This is a genomic window from Nocardioides sp. NBC_00368 (assembly GCF_036090055.1).
Classification (GTDB): Bacteria; Actinomycetota; Actinomycetes; order Propionibacteriales; family Nocardioidaceae; genus Nocardioides.
Window position 1 is genome coordinate 5,799,731 of record NZ_CP107970.1, and the last position, 24,580, is coordinate 5,824,310.

General features: G+C 69.7%; 21 protein-coding genes and 1 tRNA gene. 15 read left to right on the forward strand and 7 right to left on the reverse strand.

What is annotated here, in order from left to right; translation table 11 throughout:
• Positions 1-5 precede the first annotated feature (5 nt).
• Positions 6-3,425, reverse strand: coding sequence for a M36 family metallopeptidase (locus OG984_RS27765; RefSeq protein WP_328529309.1), 3,420 nt, complete (start codon positions 3,423-3,425; stop codon positions 6-8).
• Between the two features lie 161 nt (positions 3,426-3,586).
• Here OG984_RS27765 and OG984_RS27770 point away from each other — a divergent pair, with 161 nt between their 5' ends.
• The 15 genes from OG984_RS27770 (at position 3,587) to OG984_RS27840 (ending at position 17,787) form a co-directional block, all read left to right on the forward strand.
• The gene (locus OG984_RS27770) at positions 3,587-4,366 is read left to right on the forward strand and encodes an enoyl-CoA hydratase/isomerase family protein (protein ID WP_328529310.1); all 780 of its coding nucleotides are present in this window, start codon (positions 3,587-3,589) and stop codon (positions 4,364-4,366) included.
• A gap of 5 nt (positions 4,367-4,371) precedes the next feature.
• Complete coding sequence (locus OG984_RS27775; RefSeq protein WP_328529311.1) at positions 4,372-4,707, forward strand: hypothetical protein; 336 nt, start codon at positions 4,372-4,374, stop codon at positions 4,705-4,707.
• Positions 4,708-4,818: 111 nt separating this feature from the next.
• Positions 4,819-5,610: an electron transfer flavoprotein subunit beta/FixA family protein gene (locus OG984_RS27780; protein WP_328529312.1), complete on the forward strand. Its 792-nt coding sequence runs from the start codon at positions 4,819-4,821 to the stop codon at positions 5,608-5,610.
• A 23-nt stretch (positions 5,611-5,633) separates the two neighbouring features.
• Positions 5,634-6,587: an electron transfer flavoprotein subunit alpha/FixB family protein gene (locus OG984_RS27785; protein WP_328529313.1), complete on the forward strand. Its 954-nt coding sequence runs from the start codon at positions 5,634-5,636 to the stop codon at positions 6,585-6,587.
• A 230-nt stretch (positions 6,588-6,817) separates the two neighbouring features.
• On the forward strand, positions 6,818-8,002 hold the full coding sequence (locus tag OG984_RS27790; protein ID WP_328529314.1) for a phospholipase D-like domain-containing protein: 1,185 nt from the start codon (positions 6,818-6,820) through the stop codon (positions 8,000-8,002).
• A 25-nt stretch (positions 8,003-8,027) separates the two neighbouring features.
• Positions 8,028-8,933: a phosphotransferase family protein gene (locus tag OG984_RS27795; protein WP_328529315.1), complete on the forward strand. Its 906-nt coding sequence runs from the start codon at positions 8,028-8,030 to the stop codon at positions 8,931-8,933.
• 51 nt (positions 8,934-8,984) lie between these two features.
• Positions 8,985-9,401: a hypothetical protein gene (locus OG984_RS27800; protein ID WP_328529316.1), complete on the forward strand. Its 417-nt coding sequence runs from the start codon at positions 8,985-8,987 to the stop codon at positions 9,399-9,401.
• Positions 9,402-9,550: 149 nt separating this feature from the next.
• Complete coding sequence (locus OG984_RS27805; protein ID WP_328529317.1) at positions 9,551-10,801, forward strand: glutamate-5-semialdehyde dehydrogenase; 1,251 nt, start codon at positions 9,551-9,553, stop codon at positions 10,799-10,801.
• A gap of 30 nt (positions 10,802-10,831) precedes the next feature.
• Entirely contained in the window at positions 10,832-10,993 is a 162-nt protein-coding gene (locus tag OG984_RS27810) for a hypothetical protein (protein WP_328529318.1), read from the forward strand.
• Positions 10,994-11,004: 11 nt separating this feature from the next.
• Positions 11,005-11,685, forward strand: coding sequence for a nicotinate-nucleotide adenylyltransferase (gene nadD / locus OG984_RS27815; protein ID WP_328529319.1), 681 nt, complete (start codon positions 11,005-11,007; stop codon positions 11,683-11,685).
• A complete protein-coding gene (rsfS, locus tag OG984_RS27820; protein WP_328529320.1) occupies positions 11,682-12,056 on the forward strand; it encodes a ribosome silencing factor in 375 nt (124 codons plus the stop codon). Before nadD ends, rsfS begins: the two co-directional genes overlap by 4 nt.
• Positions 12,057-12,102: 46 nt before the next feature.
• Positions 12,103-12,726: a histidine phosphatase family protein gene (locus tag OG984_RS27825; RefSeq protein WP_328529321.1), complete on the forward strand. Its 624-nt coding sequence runs from the start codon at positions 12,103-12,105 to the stop codon at positions 12,724-12,726.
• Between the two features lie 63 nt (positions 12,727-12,789).
• Positions 12,790-12,862 (forward strand) — tRNA-Ala (locus OG984_RS27830).
• Between the two features lie 310 nt (positions 12,863-13,172).
• Positions 13,173-14,297: a sugar phosphate isomerase/epimerase family protein gene (locus tag OG984_RS27835; RefSeq protein WP_328529322.1), complete on the forward strand. Its 1,125-nt coding sequence runs from the start codon at positions 13,173-13,175 to the stop codon at positions 14,295-14,297.
• 184 nt (positions 14,298-14,481) lie between these two features.
• Positions 14,482-17,787, forward strand: coding sequence for a PQQ-dependent sugar dehydrogenase (locus tag OG984_RS27840; protein WP_328529323.1), 3,306 nt, complete (start codon positions 14,482-14,484; stop codon positions 17,785-17,787).
• Between the two features lie 98 nt (positions 17,788-17,885).
• On the opposite strand, the gene OG984_RS27845 is transcribed toward OG984_RS27840, so the two are convergent.
• The 6 genes from OG984_RS27845 to cpaB form a co-directional block, all read right to left on the reverse strand.
• Positions 17,886-18,527 (reverse strand): response regulator transcription factor, encoded by a 642-nt coding sequence (locus OG984_RS27845; protein ID WP_328529324.1) that lies wholly within the window; start codon positions 18,525-18,527, stop codon positions 17,886-17,888.
• 115 nt (positions 18,528-18,642) lie between these two features.
• A complete protein-coding gene (locus OG984_RS27850) occupies positions 18,643-19,554 on the reverse strand; it encodes a type II secretion system F family protein (protein WP_328529325.1) in 912 nt (303 codons plus the stop codon).
• A complete protein-coding gene (locus tag OG984_RS27855) occupies positions 19,551-21,197 on the reverse strand; it encodes a type II secretion system F family protein (protein WP_328529326.1) in 1,647 nt (548 codons plus the stop codon). Before OG984_RS27855 ends, OG984_RS27850 begins: the two co-directional genes overlap by 4 nt.
• Complete coding sequence (locus OG984_RS27860) at positions 21,194-22,597, reverse strand: CpaF family protein (RefSeq protein WP_328529327.1); 1,404 nt, start codon at positions 22,595-22,597, stop codon at positions 21,194-21,196. Before OG984_RS27860 ends, OG984_RS27855 begins: the two co-directional genes overlap by 4 nt.
• On the reverse strand, positions 22,594-23,781 hold the full coding sequence (locus OG984_RS27865; RefSeq protein WP_328529328.1) for an AAA family ATPase: 1,188 nt from the start codon (positions 23,779-23,781) through the stop codon (positions 22,594-22,596). Before OG984_RS27865 ends, OG984_RS27860 begins: the two co-directional genes overlap by 4 nt.
• Positions 23,782-23,793: 12 nt before the next feature.
• On the reverse strand, positions 23,794-24,561 hold the full coding sequence (cpaB, locus tag OG984_RS27870; RefSeq protein WP_328529329.1) for a Flp pilus assembly protein CpaB: 768 nt from the start codon (positions 24,559-24,561) through the stop codon (positions 23,794-23,796).
• Between the last annotated feature and the right edge of the window lie 19 nt (positions 24,562-24,580).

Sequence of the window (24,580 nt, forward strand, 5' to 3'; positions counted from 1 at the left end):
CACGGTCACTGACCGAAGACCTGCAGCTCGGCGGCGTGGACGATCGTCCCGCGGTCGGAGCCGGTCTTGCAGTCCGTCGTGGTGGTGGGGTCGGCGTCCTGCTCACCGGCGTAGCCGTCGAAGCCCGTGCACTGGTTCTCCAGCGCCACCAGACGTACCGCGGCAGCGGTGGTGTCGGGGACGTCGAAGGTGCGCAGGTTCAGGTTCGGCGCGACCGGCCGCGGGCGCTTTCCGGGGAAGGCGTCGCCTGCCGAGGTGTAGAAGCGCTTCCAGACCGCGCCGGAGGTGGTGCACGCGGAGACGCACGCCTCCAGCGCGAACTTCCGCAGGGCGGTGAAGCGCGACCCCGAGTCCGCGTCAGTCTCGGTGGCGGGGGAGAGGTAGGCGCTCACGTTCACCCTGGTCACCGTGTGGGTCCCGCCGGCCAGGTCGACGGCGACCGACGGCGTGGTCGCGTCCACGTTGTCCGCCGTGACGCCGCCCCAGTTGGTGCCCTCGGTGCCGTCGATCAGGGCATCCGGGTTGCGCGAGCCCTCGGTCGAGGCGATCACCGTCGCGCCCTTGGCGGCAGCGGCGAGGTTGGTGCTCGATGCGAAGGAGACGGTCTTGGTGATCTCCGCGGAGGAGATCGTGACGGTCTTGCGCTGGGCCCCGCCGGTCTTGGTGACGTAGAGGAACTCGTACGTCCCCGGGACGAAGTGCGCCACCGACCCCATCGCGGTGTCGACCAGCGTGTCGGCGATGGGCGTGGCCCGAGCCTCGAAGCGGCCGACGTACACCTTCCCTGGCGTGCCGGAGGGTGCGCTGAAGGTGACCTTGACGTTGCGCGAGGCCGGCGAGGCGAAGCTCGGGGTCGGCTCGTGGTCGTCGGCGGTCGTGGTGGCGTACTGGCCCATGCCACGTCGTGCGAAGGCATCCGCGATCACCTGGCGGTTGGCACCGCCGAAGCGCATCTGGTCGGCGGCGAGGAAGGCGTCGCGGGCGTCCAGCATCGAGGTCGCACCCTGCTGGAGCAGGAAGGAGTCGAAGACCAGCTGGATCCAGCGGCGGTTGCCGGGGCACTTGTCGGCGGCGAGCGGCGAGGCCGTCGTCGTCCCGACCGAGCAGCGCCTCTGCAGGGCCTTGTCGGCGTAGGGGTAGGTCGCGTTGTACTTGTCGACCAGCGCCTGCCGCACCGACCACATCGTGCCGTTCCAGATCTCGCCGTCGGCGTGGACCTCGGGACCGGTGGAGTCGAACCCGTAGTCGGAGAAGTTGAGCGGGTTCCTGTCGATCGCGAAGTCGCGGATCGCGACGTCGGTGTTGCCGGTGGCGTAGGAGCCGACGGCCCACGGGCTGCCGCCGTTGTAGAGGTCGTGGGCGAACATGTGCTCGGCCGCGGCCAGGTCGCTCCAGGACTCGCCCATCGCGCCGCCCTGCTCGGAGGTCAGCCCGTCGTCGGGGCCGCCGACCATCCGGTTGGAGATGGCGTGGGTGTATTCGTGGCCGACGATCCCGAAGTCCAGCGAGCCGTCGGTGCAGGGCGCGTAGAAGGCGCCGGCGGCGGGCTGGAAGAGGTACTGGTTGGTGACGCCCGGCACGCCGTCCATCAGGGTGAGCTGGTTGGCGTTGTTGCGGCCGGTCAGGATGCCGGTCTGCTCGATCACCTGCGAGTCGAGCGCCGCGGCCTGAGCGTTGCCGACCTCGGCGTCGAGACCACGCCCGCCACGGCCGAGGTTGTCGGTCTGCAGGTTGTAGTTCTCCTCGGTGAAGCCGAGGAAGTAGGACCAGTCGTGCATCCGGTTGTGGCTGGCGAACAGGTTGCCGACCACGTAGTTCACGTCGTTGCCGCCCGGCACCAGGTTGGTGGGCGCACACTGCGCGTTGTTCCAGGCGTCGGTGAAGGTGCCCGTGTAGTCCCGCACCGGCGAGACCGGTGCCTGCGCAAGGCCGACCGGTCCGATCGGCGAGAGCCAGCCCTCGTGGGTGTTGGCGTTGTTGCCGATCGTGGTCAGGCTCGGCACCCCGACGGTCGTGTTGAGCAGCGTGTCCCACGGACCGGCGTTGGCCAGGCTCTTCAGCTCGGGCCCGGTGCACTCGGCGACCTTGGTCCAGCAGGCGATCACGTCGTTGGTCGGGACCGCCTCACCGCCGGTCGAGGCGGCGTCGGGGGTGCCGGGGAAGTAGGACCAGCGCGGGTTGCTGCCCGGCAGCTCACCCGTGTCCGCGCCGGCGTCGGAGGACGCCACGGTCACCGTGTAGCTGCCGACCAGGAGCGAGTCGTCGAAGGGACAGACCTGGACCGCGTACGTCCCGGGGTCGATCTTCTCGGCGGTGTAGGTCGCCGTCTCGGGGCTGGTGAGCAGGTCACCTTCCACGAGCAGCCGCCCGTCGGGGGCGAAGAGCTTCACGGTGAAGTCGTCGGTCGGCAGGCCGACCGCGACCGCGGCGATCGTGCGGGTCTTGTCGTCGGTGATCTCGAAGCTGTGCTTCGGCCCGCAGGCACCCAGCGCGGTGCCCGTGAACGGGCCCTCCACGTCGTTCTCGTGGTCGACGTTGTCGTGGCGCCACAGCACCTCGCCGGTGACCGCGTCGACCAGCACCGTCCGCCCCAGCAGGGTGGCGGCCGCGGAGTCGACGACGGTGGCCTGGAAGACCGGACGTACGCCCTCGCCGGGGACCGGGAAGGCCCGCAGCCGCACCAGTTGGTCGGTCGCCAGGCCGGGAACGGTCAGCTTCGTCCAGTCGGTCAGCTTCGCGGCGGCGTCGGTGACGATCTCGCCGACCTTGGATCCGGCGATCGGGCGTCCGGCCGAGGCCGCCGCCTTCAGCCATGCCTCGGTCGGGGTGAGCTCCGCCTTCGCCGGCGTGCCGGTCACCTTCGAGAGCGAGGAGGAGACGTAGGTGATGTCGCCGTCGGCCACCCCCACGGTGACCAGGCCCTCGGTGGCGGCGGACAGACCGTCGTAGGTCTGCCGGAAGAGGACCGCATGGCCGCCGCCCCCGGCCAGCTTCTGGTCGCTGACCAGCTCGAGGTCGCCCAGCTGGGCCGCGGTGAGTCCGAAGACCGCCGCGTTGTCGGCGAGGAAGCCCCGGGCGGCGGTGACCGGGTCCGAGGAACCGGCCGCGGCCAGCACGCCGTCGGACGTGATCAGCGAGGTCGGCGTCCCGTGGGCGTTCCAGCGGATGTCGACGGCCCCCAAAGCCGTCGCCGCGGATTCCTGGGCGGACGTCGGAAGCACGCGGTCGCGTACGTCCAGGCCGGCATCGGCCTCGTGACCGAGCAGCCCGCCGGAGCGGGCCGCGTCAGCCATGGTGTTGGCAGTGTCATCGGTAGTGGAGAGCGCGGCACCCGAGACCGGCGTCACCAGCACGAAAGCGCCGAGGGCGATGCTCAGCGCGGCACCGAGGCTCACCCTGGCGCGACTGGAACGAATATCGGTCATGTTATTGAAACGTCCCTTTACCGGCGGGGGTTACGCGATTACCGGCGGGGGTTACGCGATACACGCAACGCCTGTACCGCGAACCGGCCCACGAGAGGTGGAAGGCACCCGATAGTGTTCCGGACACATGTAACCGCCTTCACAGACAGGGGAGCGCCACGATGGGTGACTTCGTCAACCTCACCGTCGAGGACGGCATCGGCACGATCCGGCTCGACCGGCCGAAGATGAACGCGATCAGCTTCCAGGTGCAGGCCGAGCTGCTCGAGGTCGCGACCGAGGCGGCAGCCGACGATGACGTACGCGCGGTGGTCGTCTACGGAGGCGAGAGACTCTTCGCCGCCGGCAACGACGTCAAGGAGATGGCCGGCCTCTCCTACTCCGAGATGGCCAAGCGGGTCGCGGGTGTGCAGGCCGCGGTGACGGCGGTCGCGGAGATCCCCAAGCCGGTGGTCGCCGCGGTGACCGGCTACGCGCTGGGGGGCGGCTGCGAGCTCGCGCTCGCGGCCGACTTCCGGATCGCCGCCGATGACGCGACCTTCGGTCAGCCGGAGGTGCTGCTCGGCATCATCCCGGGCGCCGGCGGTACCCAGCGCCTGGCACGGCTGGTCGGGCCGTCCAAGGCCAAGGATCTGATCTTCTCGGGCCGCTTCGTCAAGGCTGACGAGGCGCTTGCAATCGGCTTGGCCGACCGGCTGGTGCCGGCGGCCTCGGTCTATGAGGAGGCGCTCGCGTGGGCGAGCCAGTTCAAGAAGGCGGCACCGTACGCCCTGGCGGCGGCGAAGACGGCGATCGACAAGGGGCTCGGGGTGGACCTCGCCACCGGGCTGGCCCTCGAGCAGCAGCAGTTCGCCGGCGTGTTCGCGACGCAGGATTCCCAGACCGGGATGGCATCGTTCCTGGAGAACGGCCCCGGCAAAGCCAACTTCGAAGGGAAGTGAATCTCGTGACCGACACCAAGACGTCCAACGGTCCGGGTGTGGTCCACACCGTCCGGTCCTACGCCTCCCGGGTGGTCTGGGTGATCGCGCTGATCGCCGCGCTGGCGCTGGCGATCGGGGCTCTGCTGATCGCCCTCAAGGCCAACCAGGACAACTCCCTGGTCGACTTCGTGCTCAACGCCGCCGACACCGCCGACCTCGGCCTCTTCTCGCGGGAGAACGGCATCAAGCAGTTCGGCGGCGAGGACGCGGAGATCAAGAATGCCCTCTTCAACTGGGGCATCGGCGCGCTGGCCTGGCTGATCGTCGGCCGGATCGTGGCTGGTTTCATCAGACCCTGAGGCCATGTGACATTCTCAACGCGTAGGCACCTGTCATCCCTATGTGACTGACGGGTAACATCGCTGGCGAACTACGACCATTCCAGGAGGGGCCGGCAAGGCCGCACCATCATGAACATTGTTGTGCTTGTGAAGTACGTGCCGGACGCGACCGCGGACCGGCAGTTCGAGGACGACTTCACCGTCGACCGCGTGAACGTCGACGGTCTGCTCTCCGAGCTCGATGAGTACGCTGTCGAGCAGTCGTTGCAGATCAAGGAGAAGCGTGAGGGTGAGGAGATCACCGTCACCGCGCTGACCGTTGGTCCCGAGGCTGCCGAGGCTGCGGTGCGCAAGGCGCTGCAGATGGGCGCCGACAAGGCCGTCCACGTCGTCGACGACGCGATCGCCGGCTCGGACGCCATCGCCACCTCGCTGGTGCTCGCCAAGGCGATCGAGAAGCTCGGCCCGGTCGACCTCGTCGTCGGCGGTCTGGCCTCGACCGACGCCGGCATGAGCGTCGTCCCGGCGATGCTGGCCGAGCGTCTCGGCCTGCCGCAGGTCACGCTGGCCTCGGTCGTGGAGACCCAGGGCGACCAGGTCCGGATCAAGCGTGACGGCGACGTCGCCACCGAGGTCATCGGCGGCACGCTGCCGCTGGTCCTCTCGGTCACCGACCAGTCGGGCGAGGCCCGCTACCCGTCCTTCAAGGGCATCATGGCGGCCAAGAAGAAGCCGCTGGACACCTGGTCGCTGGCCGACCTCGGTGTCGACGCCTCCCAGGTGGGTCTGGCCGCTGCGTACACCGCGGTCGAGGAGACGGCGGCCCGCCCGCCGCGCACCGCCGGTGAGATCGTCACCGACGAGGACGGCTCGGGCGCCAAGGCGCTGGCCGACTTCCTCGCGTCCAAGAAGTTCATCTGAGGCCGAGAAGGGATATCTGAATCATGGCTGAAGTTCTCGTTCTCATCGACCACGTGGGTGGTCAGGTCAAGAAGCCGACCTACGAGCTGCTCACCCTGGCCGCCAAGCTCGGCGAGCCGTCCGCGGTCTACATCGGTGGCGCCGACGGTGCCGCCGGTGCCGCCGAGGCCGTCAAGGGCTACGGCGCCGAGAAGGTCTACGTCGTCGACGACGCCCAGATCAAGGGCTACCTGGTCGCCCCGAAGGCCGAGGCGCTGGCCCAGCTTGCCGGGACCGCCTCGCCCGCCGCGATCCTGCTGCCGAGCTCCGCGGAGAACAAGGAGGTCGCCGCCCGTCTGGCGATCAAGCTCGACTCCGGTCTGATCACCGACGCCGTCGACCTCGACGAGTCCGGTGTGGCGACCCAGTCCGTCTTCGCGGGCAACTTCACGATCAAGGGCAAGGTCACCAAGGGCACCCCGATCATCACGGTCAAGCCCAACTCGGCCGCCCCGGTCGAGAAGGCCGGCGCCGCCGCGGTCACCCCCTTCGAGGTGACCATCTCCGACGCCGCCAAGACCGCGCAGATCGTGGCCTCCCAGCCGCGTAAGGCGTCGGGCCGCCCCGAGCTCACCGAGGCCGCGATCGTGGTCTCCGGTGGTCGTGGCACCGGCGGGGACTTCTCCGCCGTCGAGGGTCTCGCCGACGCGCTCGGTGCCGCCGTCGGCGCCTCGCGTGCCGCGGTCGACTCCGGCTGGATGCCGCACACCTTCCAGGTCGGCCAGACCGGTAAGACCGTCTCCCCGCAGCTCTACGTGGCCAACGGGATCTCCGGTGCGATCCAGCACCGTGCCGGTATGCAGACCTCGAAGACCATCGTCGCGGTCAACAAGGACGAGGAGGCGCCGATCTTCGAGCTCGTCGACTTCGGCGTCGTGGGCGACCTGCACACCGTTCTCCCGGCCGTCACCGAGGCTGTGAAGGCTGCCAAGGGCTGATCAAAGTGTGACGTTGGTCCCGAAAACCCGCCTCCGAGCACGGCTCGGAGGCGGGTTTCTTTCGGTTTGGCATCTTGTTCTCGGAATTGTCGTTGCGGCACATACGTCGCTGGGTATAGTCCGGCCGCATGTGGGGGAATGTGCTCAGGGCCAAGACGACCCGGAAGATCTCGATTGCGTCGGCTGTGGCTGGCTGCGTGGCGGCCCTGGTCGTGGCGACCATGTCCGTGGTGTCGACGCCTGCGACCGCGGCGACCTGGTCTCCGCCTGCGGGCCCGTTCTTCAACAACCCGACCGGTGACGCCGCGCAGCGCAACTACATCGTCCACCGGATCAACAACAGCGTCCGCTACGCGCGCGCGGGCTCCTACATCCGGTTCGTCACCTACAACCTGGACCGCGCCGACACCGTCGACCAGCTCATCGCCGCCCACAAGCGTGGCGTGCACGTGCAGATCCTGGTCAACCGGAAGATGTGGAGCAGCGGGGAGCGGAAGCTGGCCAACCGTCTCGGCACCAGGCGCTCCCGGCCGAGCTTCATCTACGGCTGCGCCGGCGCCTGCCGCGGCTACGACACGGGCAACCTGCACATCAAGATCCACTCCTTCACCCAGGTCGGCGACAAGCGCAACATCATCATCAACAGCTCCGGCAACCTCGGTGGCGGCGCGGCCGGTTCGCAGTGGAACGACGCGCAGACGATCTACGCCAACGACAGCCTGTGGCAGACCTGGCTGCGGATGTTCAACGAGCTGAAGGCCGACCGGAAGGCCACCCCGCGCTACGTCTCCTGGTCCGGTGGCGGCACCTCCGTCGGCTTCCAGCGTCAGCGCACGGGCACGACCAGCGACGAGGTCTACGCCCGCGGCACCGGCGACCGGGTGATCGACCGGCTCCGCCTGATCGGCTGCAGCGCGCCGAGCGGCTACGGCACCAAGGGCAAGACGATCCTGCGGATCCACATGTACGCGTGGTACGGCCGCCGCGGCGAGCGCATCGCCGACGAGGTCGTCCGCCTGAAGAAGCGCGGCTGTGTGGTCCGGGTGATCGGCTCGGTCACCAGCAACGTGGTCTACCGCAAGCTGAGGGCGGTCGGCATCCCCGCGCGCGACGCCGCCTGGGACTGGGGGCAGAAGACGTCGACCAGCGGCGACGAGATCGTCTACGGCTCCCGCTGCTACTCCCACTACAAGTGGATGAGCGTCAACGGCCGGTTCAACGACCGGGGCACCTTCAGCGTCTGGACCGGCTCGGAGAACTGGTCGCCGCCGTCGTTCAGCAACGACGAGGTCACCTTCCGGTTCACCTCGAAGAGCTACTACACCGCCTACACCGCCCGGTTCAACAAGATGTGGGACAGCCCGCGCGCGACCCACCGGATCTACCTGCAGCCGAAGACCCGTCCCTGCGCCTGAGACGGGCGAGCGCTAGCCTCTCCGGGTGACCTTCGGTGACCTCGGTGGGGGCCTCCAGCCGCTCGACGGCGGCTGGTCGGGAGAGACGTTCCTGGCAGAGGCCGGCGGAGAGCGGTCGGTCGTGCGGATCTTCGCCGACCCTCGCCACCATCCGCAGGCCGCGGAGATCCAGGAGGCCCTGCACCGCCTGGTACGGGGCCTCGTCCCGGTTCCGGCCGTACTGGAGGTACGCCATGCCGACCCGGCCATGGGCACGCCCGCGCTCCTGGTGACCGAGTTCGTCGAGGGCGTACGCGGCGACCTGCTGCTCCCGGGCCTGGACGATGCGGCCCGCGGCAGGCTCGGGCGTGCCCTCGGGGAGATCGCCGCCACGACGGCCGGGATGCCGTTCCTCACCGCAGGGACCTTCGCCGACAAGGACCTGCGGATCGAGCCGTTCGCCCTGGACCTGCCCGAGTGGGTGGAGTCGCTCGCGGAGCGTCTCGCCTGGTCACCGGCCGAACTGGACGGTCTGCGCGACGTGGCCGCCGACGCCCAGGACCTGCTCGACACGGTCGGCAGGGTGAGCCTGGTGCACAGCGACCTCAACCCGAAGAACGTCATCGTCGACCCGGAGACGCTGCGCGTGCGCGCGGTGCTGGACTGGGAGTTCGCCCACGCCGGCTCACCGTTCGCCGACCTCGGCAACCTGCTGCGGTTCGAGCGGGACGCGGCGTACGTCTCGGGGGTGCTGGAGGGTTACGTCGCGGCGCGCGGTGGCAGCGCCACGGACGCCCTCGACCTGGCGCGCTCCGCGGACCTGGTCGCGCTGGTCGAGCTGGGGGCGCGGCGTACGGACAATCCGGTGGCCGCCCGGGCGCACGACCTCCTGCTCGAGATCGCCCGAACCGGGGATGTCCACTCCGCCCCGGAGGCCTCCGTTCGCCGCTAGGATCGGAGCGCGCCGGACGGCGCCGTCGCAACATGGGGGATGGTTGTGGGAGTGAGCGATCTCGACGGGGCTCGGGGCCCTGCCGGAGCGTGGTGGCGTGGGTGGACGCCGTGGATCACGGCGCTGGTGCTGTCGGCGCTCTTCGCCGGTGCGACCTCCGGGATCGCGTTCGTGAGGAGGTCCTACGTGCCTCCGGTGGACTATCCGGCGATGAACGAGTCCGAGCTGGCGGAGAGCGCCGTGCGCTCGTCTCCCGCGGAGCCCACGCGCAAGAAGGACCGGCTCGCGTCCTCGCCGTCGACGCGCCCGACGGCGGAGCCGACACCGGCCACGACGCCCCGGAAGGTCAGGCCCTCGGCCTCCGGCTCGGGGAGCACCGAGCCGCTGGCGTCGGAGGAGCCCTCCGAGGGCCCGGACGGCCCGTTCGCCGGCCTGGGCGAGCTGCTCGGCCTGGGTGGCGAGAACTGACCCTTCCCGGGCGGTCCGCACGGCGAAAGGGTGGTGGCTGCGTACGCCGGACGGCATAGGCTTCAGGGTATGAGCGAGCGCCAGCGAGCGGCAATGGGCCTCAGGCCGCCGGTTCCGTATTCTTCGATCTGCCGAACGGAGGCGGCGGCATGAGTGCTGAGGCGTTGATTCGTGAGGTGGCGGCGAAGGCGCGAGAGGCGAGCTACGAGCTCGCGGTCGCGCCGCGCAGCGTGAAGGACGCAGCCCTGCATGCGATGGCCGACGCGCTCCTCGCCCGCGCCGAGGAGGTGCTGGAGGCCAACGCGACCGACGTCGCCCGTGCCGAGGCCTCGGGCAGTCCCGCCAACATCATCGACCGCCTCTCCCTGACCCCGGAGCGGCTCGACGGCATCGCCGCCGCGCTCCGCGAGCTGGCCGCCCTGCCGGACCCCGTCGGAGACGTCGTACGCGGCAGCACCCTGGCCAACGGGCTCGAGCTGCGCCAGGTGCGGGTGCCCTTCGGTGTGGTCGGGATGATCTACGAGGCGCGCCCCAACGTGACCGTGGATGCCGCCGGTATCTGCCTGAAGTCCGGCAACGCGGCGCTGCTGCGCGGCTCCTCCAACATCGCGGCCAGCAACGACGCGATCGCTGCCGTGCTCCGCGACGCCGTCGCCTCCGTCGGCCTCCCGGCCGACGTGATCCAGGTCGTGCCGGGGGAGGGCCACGACCCGGTCAAGGCGCTCATGCGCGCCCGCGGCCTGGTCGACGTGCTCATCCCGCGCGGTGGTGCCGGCCTGATCCGGACGGTCGTCGAGGAGTCGACGGTGCCGGTCATCGAGACGGGGGTGGGCAACGTACACGTCTATGTGGACAAGGCCGCCGACCTCGACAAGGCGCTCTCGATCGTCATCAACTCCAAGACGCAGCGCACCAGCGTGTGCAACTCCGCCGAGTCGCTGCTCGTGCACGCCGACATCGCCAAGGAGTTCCTGCCCAAGGTGGTCCCGGCTCTGCAGGAGCGCGGGGTGCAGATCCACGGCGACGAGGCCTTCCAGAACTTCGACCTGGTCGAGCCGGTGACCGACGAGGACTACGCGGCCGAGTTCCTGGCGCTGAAGATCAGCGCCGCCGTGGTGCCCGACCTCGACGCCGCCGTCGCTCACATCCGGCGCTGGTCGAGCGGTCACACCGAGGCGATCGTGACCGAGGACCTGGGCGCGGCCCGGCGGTTCACCGCTGCGGTCGACTCCGCGGCGGTCATGGTCAACGCCTCGACGCGGTTCACCGACGGTGGCGAGTTCGGCTTCGGCGCGGAGATCGGCATCTCGACGCAGAAGCTGCATGCCAGGGGCCCGATGGGTCTGCCCGAGATGACCTCGACGAAGTACGTGGTCACGGGGGACGGGCACGTGCGCTGACCTGGCAGCGGGCAAGGTAATCTGTGCGCCATGTCGAACTCTGTTGTGTCGAGCATCATCACCGCCGCCGAGCACGGGGCCGAGCACGGCACCTCCGGGATCGAGTGGGTCATCGGTGGTGCCGCTCTGGCGATCCTCGTCTTCGCTCTGCTGGTCCTGGTCTGGTTCGCCGGCGGCCGTGAGCACTCCTGAGCGCTGATCAGATGGGCAGCGGGGGAGCGCCCGAGCCAGGTCTGGAGGGCCTGACCGGCAAGCGCCGCGTCGGGGTGATGGGTGGCACCTTCGATCCCATCCACCACGGCCACCTGGTGGCGGCCTCCGAGGTGCAGTCCTTCTTCGACCTCGACGAGGTCGTCTTCGTGCCCACCGGCGACCCGTGGCAGAAGGCCGACCGGGACGTCTCGCCGGCCGAGCACCGCTACCTGATGACGGTCATCGCGACCGCCGCCAACCCGCGCTTCACCGTCAGCAGGGTCGACATCGACCGGGCGGGCAGGACCTACACGATCGACACCTTGCGCGACCTGGCCAAGGCTCTGCCCGACTCCGAGCTCTACTTCATCACCGGGGCCGACGCGCTCGCCGAGATCTTCACCTGGCGCGACACCGACGAGCTCTTCGAGCTCGCCCAGTTCGTGGGATGCACCCGTCCGGGATACGCCATGGATCCCGAGGTCATCGCGAAGATCCCCTCCGACCGCATCACCATGCTCGAGATCCCGGCCCTGGCGATCTCCTCCTCCGACTGCCGCGAGCGCCGCCATCGTGGTGAGCCGGTCTGGTATCTCGTCCCCGACGGCGTGGTGCAGTACATCGGCAAGCACGACCTCTACCGGTCCAAGACTCCGCACGACAAGACTCCCCAGAACGAAGAAGGCCTATGACCGCCACCGAGCACGCCATCGAGCTCACCATCACCGCCGCCCGCGCGGCCTCGGAGAAGAAGGCCGGGCACATCCTCGCCTTCGACGTCAGCGACCAGCTGGCCATCACCGACGCCTTCGTGCTCGCCTCCGCGCCCAACGAGCGTCAGGTGCAGTCGATCGTCGACGAGGTCGAGCTGAAGCTGCGCGACCTCGGCTCCAAGCCGCTGCGCCGTGAGGGCCACAAGGAGGGCCGCTGGGTGCTCCTCGACTACGGCGAGATCGTCGTGCACGTCCAGCACGAGGAGGAGCGCCAGTTCTACGCCCTCGAGCGGCTCTGGCGCGACTGTCCCTCGATCCCGCTGCCCGCCGACGTCGTCTCCGAGAGCTGAGGTTTCGGTGGTCGAGCCTGTCGAGCGTCGTATCGAGCCTGTCGAGATGACCACTCGTCGCATCGTCCTGCTCCGCCACGGCGTGACCCCCTGGAACGCCGAGGGCCGCTACCAGGGCCAGACCGACATCGAGCTGGCCGAGACCGGCCACCAGCAGGCCAAGGCCGCGGCTCGTGCGCTGGGGACGACCTTCTCCGTCACCCGCCTCGTCTCCTCGGACCTGATGCGGGCGCGGCAGACCGCTGCGTACGTCGCCGAGGAGACCGGCCGGGAGGCTGCGTACGACCCACGTCTGCGGGAGGTCTGCGCGGGCGAGGCCGAGGGGATGGACCGCGCTCAGATCCTCGAGCGCTTCGGTGAGATGCCGGCCAGCTGGGAGCCCTACGGCGGGGAGTCCTGGCCCACCGTCGCGGCCCGCTTCAGCGGCGCGCTCCACGACGTCGCCGAGACCGTCGCGCCCGGCGAGACCGTCGTGGTCGTCGCTCATGGCGGTGCCATCCGGCAGGGCCTGGCAGCCTTCCTCGGCTGGGATCCGGCCGTGGTCACGACTCTCGCCCCGCTGACGAACTGCTCCTGGATCGAGCTCGTGGCCCGGGAGTCCGCACCCGGGCTCATCCCCTCGGCGCCCTGGCGACTCGCGACGTACGGAATGGGGGCCCCGATTTCGTGATCGCGAGCGGGTTCCGCTACTGTTCTTCTCGTTGCCCGGGGTGATCAACCGGGACAACACCACGGGGGTGTGGCGCAGCTGGTAGCGCATCTGCATGGCATGCAGAGGGTCAGGGGTTCGAGTCCCCTCACCTCCACCGAAACACCAGGCCAGGGCCGGGTTCTGAATCCTCGCAGAGGATGTCGGATCCCGGCCCTGATCTGATTTGCGGGCCCGCTGCTCCGGCGACGACAGATCGGCTCCGGGCCGACGTGACGGGCTGAATCCCCGGCGATGAGCAGCCGGCACGGCGAGGTATGCCACTTTCGAAAGTCACTTTCCAACTTTCGTTTGATCCTTCGGAACTATTGACGGGTGCTTGTCTGAAACCGTAGGTTGACGAGCGCACAACGTGACACAGGTCACAGTTGCGGCTCACTTGGCTTCACCCTCCCGAAGGAGCATTGATGCGCAACCGTCTCACCCCTGCCGCGAACCACGAGGTTCCGGCTATTGCACGCAAGCTCGGGCTCAACCGTCGGCAGCTGCTGGCGGCGACAACAGGCATGGCCGCGGCGGGAATCGCCCTCGGCGGTGTCCCTCTCGCTGGATCCGCCGCTGCCGACGCACTGCTGATCCCGCGGCCGCGGCGCGGGATCATCCTCTACACGGTGCGTGACGCGATCAGTCGCGACCCGGCCACCAGCCCGTACGCCTCGGGGTTCAAGGCGGTCTTCGAGGAGCTGTCGAAGATCGGCTACCGACAGATCGAGTTCGCCGGCTACAACCAGAGCGCCAATGCGCCCGGCGGCAACGTCAACAACGTCGAGGGCGCGCACCTGCTGCGGATGTGGCTCGATGACAACGGTCTCGAGGCCGAGGGGAACCACGGGTCGGTCCCTTCCACGATCACCGATGCGTCCCTGGCCGCGTTCGACGCGGCGTGCGAGGTCGCCAACATCTTGGGAATGAGGCACATCGGGACCGGAAGCGACCCCACCGGGTCGGCGTATCTGGCCGACTGGCAGGCCGCGGCCGATCGCTGGAACATCCTCGGCGAGCGCGCCGCCGGACATGGGCTCAAGCTCTACACGCACAACCACGACATCGCGTACAGCTTCCTCCTGGACAGCGGGCCCAACGACGCGCTGGGCCGCCCGACCCGGTCGTCCGGGGTGCGCCGGCTGGAGTGGTTCCTGGCGAACACCGACCCGCGCTACGTGTCGCTGGAGATGGACATCTACTGGGCGCACGTGGCGCAGCACAAGCACCACACCTACACCGCCCCTGACGGCAGTCTCGTCGCGGACCGCTTCGACCCGCTCGAGGTCGTCAAGTCCGCGCCGATGCGCTTCCCGCTCTTCCACGCCAAGGACGGCAAGAAGGACGAGACGCAGGCCAACGGCTACGTGATGGCGCCGTTCGGGGAGGGCGACATCGACTACCAGGCCTTCTTCGGTGACATGCCGGCACGGGGCTACCACAACCCGATGTGGGAGCAGGACACCGCGCCCGGCGGTGCGTTGAACCCGGGCCAGTCCCTGGCCCTGGCCAAGCTGAGCTACCAGAACATGGACGAGCTCCGCGGCTGACCGGCCGCTCCTTTCCCTTCGCGAACAGCCGGAGCGCGCCCTGATCGGGTCGCGCTCCGGCCACCGGCGTGCTCGGACGCCCTCTTCGGCTTCACCCGCCCTCGTTCTCCAAGGAACCGTCATGCCCAAACACAGCTCATTCGGTGGGGTACCCCGCCGTCGTGCTCGGCGATCACTCCTCGCGGTGACCTCCGGGCTCGCGCTCGCTCTCACCTCCGGGATCGCACTCGCGACGCCCGCTGCCGCCCACGACGGTGTCGACCATGGCACCGAACCCGGGGCCGGCCTCGCGCTGGACTGGTCCAACTACGAGAAGGTCACGCTCACCAAGGACACCGGTGAGCCGATCGACATGGCCGTCCTGCCGGACCGGCGCGTGCTCACCACGGCGCGCAACGGCGACGTCCGGCTCGTCGACCCGGACGCCGGTACGACCCGTGTGGTCAACACGATCGCGACGTACAACAACTCCGAGGACGGTCTGCAGACGATCACCCTCGCGCCCGACTTCGAGGAGTCGGGCTGGGTCTACCTCTACTACGCGCCGCGCACCATGACCGGCCCGTACCCGACGACCACGCCGTCCGGCTCTGCGCCCAACACGCTGCCCGCCGGGCAGACCGACGCCTACTGGGACCAGTGGAAGGGCTACAACCAGCTCACCCGCGTGAAGTGGGACGAGGCCGCCGACAAGCTGGATCTCGCGACCGAGCAGGTGATCCTCAAGGTCGAGGTGCAGCGCGGTCAGTGCTGCCACGTCGCCGGCGACGTCGACTTCGACGACCAGGGCAACCTCTACCTGGCCACGGGTGACAACACCCCGGCAGGAACCCCCGGTGCGAACGGGTACGCCCCCAACAACGACGCCCCCGGGTTCAACCCCGGCTTCGACTCTCGCCGCGGCGCGGGCAACACGAACGACCTGCGCGGCAAGATCCTGCGGGTCGCGGTCCAGGAGGACGGGTCGTACACCATCCCCGAGGGCAACCTCTTCGCCCCGGGCACGGACGGGACCCGACCGGAGATCTTCGCGATGGGTCTGCGCAACCCGTTCCGGATGGACGTCGACCCCGCCACGAACTCGGTGACCTGGGGCGACTACGGCCCCGATGCCGGGGCGCCGAACCCCGATCGTGGCCCGTTGGGGTACGTCGAGTGGCAGACGACCGCGATCGACGAGCCGATCAACGGCGGCTGGCCGTACTGCACCGGCGACCACTTCAACTACAACGAGTGGAACTTCGAGACGGCGACACCGCGGGAGTTCTTCGACTGCGCCGCTGGCGCGGAGAACAACTCGCGGTGGAACACGGGGCTCTCGACCGTTCCGCCGGCCACGGCCGCGACCCTCTACTACGGTGACAACAACACCCACCAGCCGTGGCCCGAGCTGACCGACTTCAGCCCGGCGGGCGGCCAGGGACCGATGGGTGGTCCCGTGTACCACTACGACGCGGACAACCCCTCGCCGACGAAGTTCCCCGAGTACTGGGACGGCAAGGCCTTCTTCGCCGAGTTCTCCCAGGACTACCTGGCGGCGTTCACCGTCGACTGGCCCAGCGGCCCGGTCTCGCACATCGAGCAGTTCCTGCCCAACGTCGACCTCGAGACGAACCGGCAGCCGATCACCGACAGCCCGATCGACATCGAGTTCGGGCCGGACGGGTCGCTCTACGTCCTCGACTACGGTGACGGTTTCTTCCGCGCCAACCCGGATGCCGGTCTCTACCGGATCGACTACAGCGTCGGCAACAAGGCGCCGCGCGCGGACATCGTCGCCGACCCGATCTCCAGCAGCTCGGCACCGCTGACCGTCGAGTTCGACGGTTCGGGCTCGGTCGATCCCGAGGGTGGCGCGCTCACCTACGAGTGGGACCTGGACGGCGACGGCACCTTCGACGCCACCGGGGCGACCACCTCGCACACCTACGACGAGCTCGGCCGCTACACCGCCCGGCTCCGGGTCACCGATGCCGAGGGGCGTCGCGGCATCACCTCGACCTCGATCAGCGTGGGCAACGTCGCGCCGACGATCAAGGTGGCCACGCCGGCCGAGGGAGGCTTCTTCGACTGGGGCCAGGCGGTGCCCTTCGACGTGACGACCGACGACCCCGAGGACGGCGGCGCGACGGTGTGCTCGCGGGTGACCTGGACGTTCGGCCTCGGGCACGACGTCCACGCCCACCCGCTCAGCCAGGGGACCGGGTGCCGGTTCGCGATCCCGACGCCCGCTGACGCCACCGAGCACGGCGAGACGGAGAACATCTACGGGGTCGTCGTCATCGGCTACACAGACAACGGCGCCAACGGTGTCCCGGCGGCCCGGTCCGAGGTCTCGATGGTCCTCAACCCGAAGTCGCAGGAGGCCGAGTGGGCCGACGCCTCCGAGGGGATCGCCATCGCCCCTGACGAGACGGCGAGCGGCCTGCGCAAGGTCACCTCGCTCGACGAGGGTGACTGGCTCTCCTGGAAGCCTGTGAACCTCGCCGGTATCACCTCGGCGAAGCTGCGGGCCAGCGGCAAGGGCAGCGTGGAGCTGCGCCGGGGATCGGCCGACGCGACCCCGTTCGCGTCGTTCGACGTCGACAGCGAGGACTGGTCCGAGACGACGGCCGACCTGACCGGAGCGCCGTCGGGCAGCGGCGAGCTGTTCGTGACCTCCACCGGTGGCGTCACCCTGGACCGGATCAGGTTCGTCGGCGACGGCTTCGCCGACGTCACGCCTCCCACGGTCTCCGCGACGCTCGACCCGGCGCAGCCGACCGGGCAGAACGGTTGGTGGACGGGGAACGTGTCCGTGGCGGTCGCCGCGACCGACAACGGCACCGTCGCCTCACGGCAGCGCTCGACCAACGGTGGCCAGACCTGGGAGAACGCGAACAACCCGCTCACGGTCTCCGCGGAGGGCGTCACGACCGTTCACTACCGGGCGACCGACAACGGCGGCAACGTCTCCGAGGTCGGAAAGGTCGTGGTGCGGATCGACAAGACCGCTCCGCAGGTCGCGGTCGACGGTGTCTCCGACGGCGCCAACGTCGGCAACGCCGGGGATGCGTCCTGGTCGGCCTCCGACGCCACCTCCGGTGTGGGGTCCGTGACAGCGACCCTGGACGGTGCCGCGGTCACCGGCGACGCGCTCGCCCTGTGGCGGCTCTCGCTCGGATCGCACACGCTCGAGGTCACCGCGACCGACAAGGCGGGACGCGTGACGACGAGAACCGTGACGTTCACGACCACCACCTCGCTGACGGAGCTCACCGCCCTGACCGAGCGGCTCGCCCGCTCCGGCGAGATCACTCCCGCCGGGGAGAGTGTCCTCGAGAAGCGGCTCAGCCAGGCCGCCAAGCACGTCGCTGCCGGACGGTACGCCTCCGCGCGATCGCTGCTGCGGGAGTACGTCGACCTGGCGGCCAGCGCGCTCTACGTCGTCGACCCCGACGCACGTGCCGCGCTGCAGCGCGACGCGCGGGCGGTGATCAGCCAACTCTGAGGTGACACCTCCGTGCGGGTCCATGGGCATGCCCTTGGGCCCGCACGGCCCGTTGCCGGCACCTCCTGGTGTCTCGTAGACCCGGTGGGCCCGAGCGCTCACCCGGTGCCGGTTCTGGCGAACGTGGCTGCCTGGAGCAGGCCCCGCTCCATGGCCGCCATCAGCGCCTGGGAACGGCTGTTGACCCCGAGCTTGTCGTAGAGCCGGGCCACATAGGTCTTCGCGGTCGAGTTGCTCACGTGCAGCCCACGGGCCAGCTGCGGGATCGTCAGTCCGCGGTGCAGCAGGCGCAGGACTTCGGTTTCGCGGGCGCTCAGTGGGGAGGAGTCCCGTGCATCACGCAGCCGGACGAGCGCGTCGGCGAGACCAGGCGCGGTGAACGACCGTGCCGCGACCGCGGCGTGCCGGATCGCGCAGACGATCTCCGGCGCCGAGGCCGTCTTGGGTACGAACGCGGACACCCCGGTCTCCATGGCCCGAAACAGGACGTCGTCCTCGCCGAAGGAGGTCAGCACCACGATCCCCAGCTCGGGAAAGTGGTCCCGCAGGTCGCGCGCGAGCGCGAGACCGTTGCGGTCCGGCAGGCTGACGTCCACGGTGACGACGTCAGGCATCAGCTTGCCGACCATCGCCACGGCTTCCGCGGCGGTGCTCGCCTCGCCGACGATCTCGATGTCTGGTTGTTGGTGCATCAGCTGCGACAGCCCGAACCGGTGCAACGTGTGTCCGTCTACTGTCACGAGTCGAATGTTCATGGGTCCCCCCGCCCGTACGCGATTGCAGCGAGAACAAGGAAGCCACGCGAAAGGTGCGAATCCGAGTGCAAACCGGTTGCAGGACGGTTGCAGGACCGGTCTACCCGCTGAACGTCTCCATGATCGACAGGGCGGCGGGTCCGAGGACGACGACGAACAACGCGGGGAAGATGCAGAACATCATCGGGAAGAGGATCTTGACGGGGAGCTTCTGTGCCTTCTCCTCGGCCAGCTGACGGTGCTTGGTCCGCATCTCCTTCGACTGCTCGTGCAGGACCTGGCCGGTCGGGACGCCGAGCTCGGACGCCTGGACCAGCGCGGATACGAACGCCCGCAGCTCGACCACGGTCGTCCGGTCGGCGAGCGCCCGGAGCGCCTCCACGCGAGACTTGCCGAGCTGCATCTCCTGCAGCATCCGCACACACTCCGCGGCCATCGGTCCGTCGGTCTTCTGAGCCACCTGGGCCAGCGCTGCATCGAACCCGAGCCCCGCCTCGACACACACGGTCAGCAGGTCCAAGGTGTTCGGCAGCTGCTTGCGTATCGCGGTCTGTCGCTTGCTGCCGGCGTTGTAGAGAAGGAGGTCGGGAAGGAAGAACCCAACTGCCGCACCGATCGCACCGAAGCCGAAGATCGTGACTCCCGACCGCGCCCCGAGCAGCGCCCCGAGCGCCGCGCCTGCGACCAGCCCCAGGCCCTTGTAGGCGAACACCTTCTCCGCCGTCCAGCTCCCCGGGTTGCCCGCAAGGTTCAGCCGCCGGCTGATGGACACCGGCACCCCGGACGGCGACAGCTTGGTCGCGAGCTGGCCCAGCCGGATGAGCGGGTACGACAACCCGACCCGGCCGGTACCGCTCACGACGCCCGCCTGTCCGTTGCCGTAGTAGAGCTCGATCGACTCGAGTCCGTCGGCCACCCGCCGGGTCCCTGCCCCCCAGGTCATCGACAGGCCGATGATCCCGAGTGCGATCGCGACCGCCAAGGTCGCCACTCCGAGCACGAGCACGTTCACTCCTCCACCTTGACCAGGCGGCTCATCCAGAACCAGCCGAGGGACATGCAGCCCACCCCGACGGTGACCAGCACCCAGCCGATCGGCGTCGTGTAGAGCGGCGCGATGTAGCCGCGGTTGCTCAGCAGCATCCAGCAGGCGAGCAGGATGGGGAGCGCGATCAGGACGTACGCAGACATCCGGCCCTCGGCCGAGAGTGCCTTGACGTGCCGACGCAGCTGAGCCCGCTCCCGCATGGTCTCCGCGGTCGTCTGCAGCAGTCCGGCCAGGTTGCCGCCGACCTGCCGCTGGATCCGGATCGCCATCACCACCCACGCGAAGTCGGCCGACTCCATCCGCCCGGCGGCCTTGTCCAGCGCATCCTCCACCGACATGCCCAGTCGGGTCCTGGCGAGCGCGCGGGCGAGCTCACCGGAGATCGGCTCCGTACCGTCGCGGACCACCCCGTCGAGCGCCTGCGGCAGCGAGAAGCCGGTCCGGAGCGCGGCGACCAGGAGATTCAGCGTGTCCGGCAGCTGTTCCCCGAATGCGGCTCGCCGCCGGGAGATCCGGAACCGCAGGTAGGACCGACCGGCGAACCATGCGACCACGGCCAGGATCACGCCGATGACCCAGGCCCAGCCGAGAACCACGGCCACCACACCGGGTACGAGGCTCACGCTCACGCGCACCACCAGCCACTCTGCCGGCCGCAGCGACATGCCTGCGAGGTCGAGGTCGGTGGCGAGCTGCTCGTGCCGGCCCCGCCAGCTCAGGAAGCGCTCGCTGAAGGTGAGCAGGTGCCGCAGCGGCGAGGACCACGCGTCCGTCTCCTGGGGTTCAGGTACGGCCGCGGCCACGCGGTAGCGCGCCAGGCTGGCCAGGCCCCGCTCGCGCCGACGGTCGCGGCGCAGCGGCCCGAGCACTGCAATTGCCACGCCCACCAGACCTGCGAACAACGTACCGGCCCCGGCCAACAGCAGCCAGGCAGGTGGCGGAGAGTCCGGCTCGACCACCGGTGGTGCGGGCACCAGCTCCGCGGCCTGGGCCTTCGCCTCCTCCGCGGTCAGCATGCGGCCGCCGGTGCCCTCGATCAGTCGCTGGCGTCCGCCGGACCCGTGAACGCCGTCGAGCACGCCCATGTCGACCGTGATCCCGTACTTCCGCAGCAGCGCCAGGGCCTCCTCGAGCGACCGCTCGCTGTCGGTGTCCTCGCCGTCGGAGAGGATCAGCATCTTCCGCGTGCCCGGTGCTCGGGAGAGCGTCTTCGCACCGAGTACGACGGCGTCGTAGAGACGGGTGCTTCCCTGGGCCTGCGCCGTGCGTACGTCCGCGCGGATGCGCTGCCGGTCCACGGCGAGCGGTGCGGTCAGCTCCGGCGTGCCCGCGAAGGTCACGAGCCCCGCCGGTACGTCGCCGGGCAGCGCGCTGAGATAGCTCTCGGCCGCCTTCTGCGCCGACGCCAACCGCTCACCGCTCATGGAGCCGCTCGTGTCGAGCAGGATGACGACCGCTCCCGGGCTCGGCCGTGTCTCGGTCGCCACCGCCGCGGTCGGGGTCAGGGCCGACAGAAACGACAGCATCACGAGCGCGACGACCAGCAGCGGCCGTCGGCTCCGACGTACGCAGGACATGGCCATGGAGGCACCCACCTCTCGACTCATCGCTCGCCCACCCGGGTGCCGAGCAGGTCGGGCATCGTGATGCCGTGCTGCTCCAACCGTTCGGAGAAGGTCGGGCGCAGCCCGGTCGAGCGAAGGGCGCCCCGGAACCGCCCGTGCTCGTCGACCCCCGCGCCGAAGTCGAACAGGAAGAGGTCCTGCAGGGTCAGTACGTCACCCTCCATGCCGGTCACCTCGGTGATGTGGGTGATCCTTCGGGTGCCGTCCTTGAGGCGGGCCTGCTGGATGATCAGGTCGATACCGGAGGCGATCTGCTCCCGGATCGCCCGGCTCGGCAGGTCGATGCCCGCCATCAGGACCATCGTCTCCAGCCGTGATGCCGAGTCTCTCGGCGAGTTGGCGTGCACGGTGGTCAGCGACCCGTCGTGGCCGGTGTTCATCGCCTGCAGCATGTCGAGGGCGGCGCCGTCGCGGACCTCACCGACGACGATCCGCTCGGGCCGCATCCGCAGCGCGTTGCGGACCAGGCTGCGGATCGTGATCTCGCCACGGCCCTCGATGTTGGACGGCCGCGACTCCAGGCGCACCACGTGGTCCTGGCGCAGCTGCAGCTCTGCTGCATCCTCGATGGTCACGATGCGCTCGTCGTGGGGAAGGAACGATGAGAGGACGTTCAGCGTCGTCGTCTTCCCCGAGCCGGTGCCGCCGCTGACGATGATGTTCAGGCGACCCCGCACGCAGGCCGAGAGCAGGTCGGCGACCGGCCTGGTCATGGTGCCGAACCTGATCAGGTCCGCGACCGAGAACGGATCGGCGGAGAACTTCCGGATGGTCAGGCTCGAGCCGTCCAGTGCGATGGGGGAGACGACGGCGTTGACCCGGCTGCCGTCGGCGAGCCGGGCATCGACCATCGGACTGGCCTCGTCCACCCGCCGACCGACCCGAGCGACGATCTTGTCGATCACGCGACGCAGATGGTCCTCGTCGGCGAACGCCGCGGGCACCGTGGACAGGCGGCCCGCGCGCTCGACGTAGATCCGGTCGGGGCCGTTGACCATGATCTCGGTGATCCCTGGGTCGCGCAGCAACGGCTCGAGGGGGCCGTGCCCGAGGATCTCGTTCGCGACCTCCTCCGCGAGCCGGATTCGGTCGGCTGCGGTCAGCGGGGTGTCCTCCCGCTCGAGCACGCTCTTGACCGTCACCCGCACCCGCTGTGCCAGCTCGTCCTCGGCGAGGTGGTCGGCGTACAGGCTCGGACCGAGCTCCTCGAGGAGCGTGTCGTGCACGCTCCGCTTGAGCTGGGCGAACGGGTCGGCGTGGCGGGTGGCGCGCACGGGCGACTCGTCGGGCTCGGGGACCGACTCCGCCTGTGTCACCTGGCGGGCGGCGGACTCCCGGCCCGGTCGCTGCTCGGCCAGCCGCTCACTCAGTCGCATGCTCATGCGTCGTCCCCGCTCCGCGCACCGATGGTGAGCCACCGGCGACGCTGCCCCTTGACCGCTGGCGCCTCGGCCGTTTGCAGGCGGTCGATGCGCTGGACACCGAACTCCCGGATCGCCGCGCTGACGCGGTGCGACGGCTTCTCGGCCGTGATCGGTACGCCGCGGTTGAAGGACGCGGCGACCTCGAGGTTGTTGGGGATCCTGGCGGCGAGCTTGCTGCGCAGCGCCTGCTCGACGTCGGCGGCGGTGATCCCGACCCGGTTGTCCTCCCGGTTGAGCACGATGCTGCGGGTCGCCCGCGGATACGAGAGCAGGTCGAGCATGTCGAGCGTCAGCCGGAGGTTCTTCATCGCCGCCAGGTCCGGGGTCGTCAGCAGCACATGGTGGTCGCTGCCGTCGAGTGCGCGGAGCACGTGCTCGTTGAACTGCGGGGGCGTGTCGACCACGACGTAGTCGAACATCCCGCGCAGCATCTCGAGCAGGTCGTCGATCACGGTGGCCGGCACCTTCTCGGCATCGCCGGGCTCCACCGGGGCGAGCACGCACTCCAGGCCGGGCCGGAAGCTGGTGAGCAGGCCCGCCACACCGGTCGTATCCATGTTCTCGCCCATCCCGACGGCGTCCACCAGGGTTCGTCTGGGCTCGAGCTGCAGTGAGATGGCGACGTCGCCGAAGGCCAGGTCGAGGTCGACCAGACACACTCTGCGTGCGCCGTCGGCGTGCAGCGCGACCGCGAGGTTCGTGGCCAGCGTCGTCTTGCCGCAGCCGCCCTTGGCGCTGAAGATGGTGATCACCTTTCCCTCGCTGTCCGCGGTGGCATCAACGGGCAGCAGGATCGACTCCGAGAGCCGCCGGGAGCGCCGGCAGGCGTCGGCGAGGCCTGGCAGGTCCGCCGTGGCGACGAGCTCCCGGATGCCGGCCTGCATCGCGTGCGCGTAGGTCTCGACGTCGAGCTCGGGGCGGATCACCACGACACCGACGAGCGGTCGCGTCAGACGCAGCGTGGTCGCGAACCCAGCGGCGTCGGCGAAGCCGACCTCCGGCCCGATGACGACCAGGGGCTCACCCGGGAGCTGCTCGACCAGCTCCTGCGCCCGGGACAGGGTCGGGGCGGTCAGGACGCCGGTGCCCACGGCGGCGAGCAGCTCGTCGCTGGGCTGGGACGGGGTGCAGAGGATGGTCATGTCGCTTCTCACTCAACTCTCGGTGCGGGTCATGGATCGGGTGTCGGCGCCGCGGCCGGGCTTGACCTCGGAGGTGTCGGACAGCAGCGCGAGGTGGAGCGAACCGGTCTCGGAGCGGAGGATCAGCCGCTCCGCGTCGTGCTGGTCCACGGCCACGGTGACCAGGACGTCGACCTGCTGGGTCCCGGCGGGTTCGCCTTCCTTGGCGGGAGCGCCGCCGACGGCGAGCACCTCGACGCGGGGCAGCAGCATCCGGGTGATCTGGACGTCCCCGCGACTCTTCGGGAGACCGTCACCGGTGGGCCGTCCTTCCCGGTCACGCTCGGTGTAGGTGTCGAAAACCGCCACCTCGGAGCCGGCCGTCACGTAGCCCGCGACCTCCTGGGTCACGCCGAGTGCGACGGTGACAGCGATCTTGCCTTTCGGGATGGCGAGGCCCGACGAGTCGGGCCGGTCCTCGCCGAACATCGAGCGCAGCACCAGCTGACCCGGCGCGATGTCGCCGCCGGCGGCCAGGTGCTCGAGGTCCTGCGGGATCTCGCTCAGTACGCCCGCCGGCACGGTGTCCGCAGGCATCTGCTCGGTCCTCAGCAGGCCGGTGTCGACGGCCTTGCCGGCCTCGGTGCCGGCCGGCACCGACCGGTCGGCGATGAGCACGGTCACGGCCTGCTTTCCGGCCATCGCCCGGGCATCCGCGCCCCGGACGTACCAGAGGACCGCCGTGGTGCCCACCACCGCGAGCAGCAGTGCGAGGCCCAGGACGAGGACGGAACGTTTCATGGTGCTTCTCTTCTCTCTG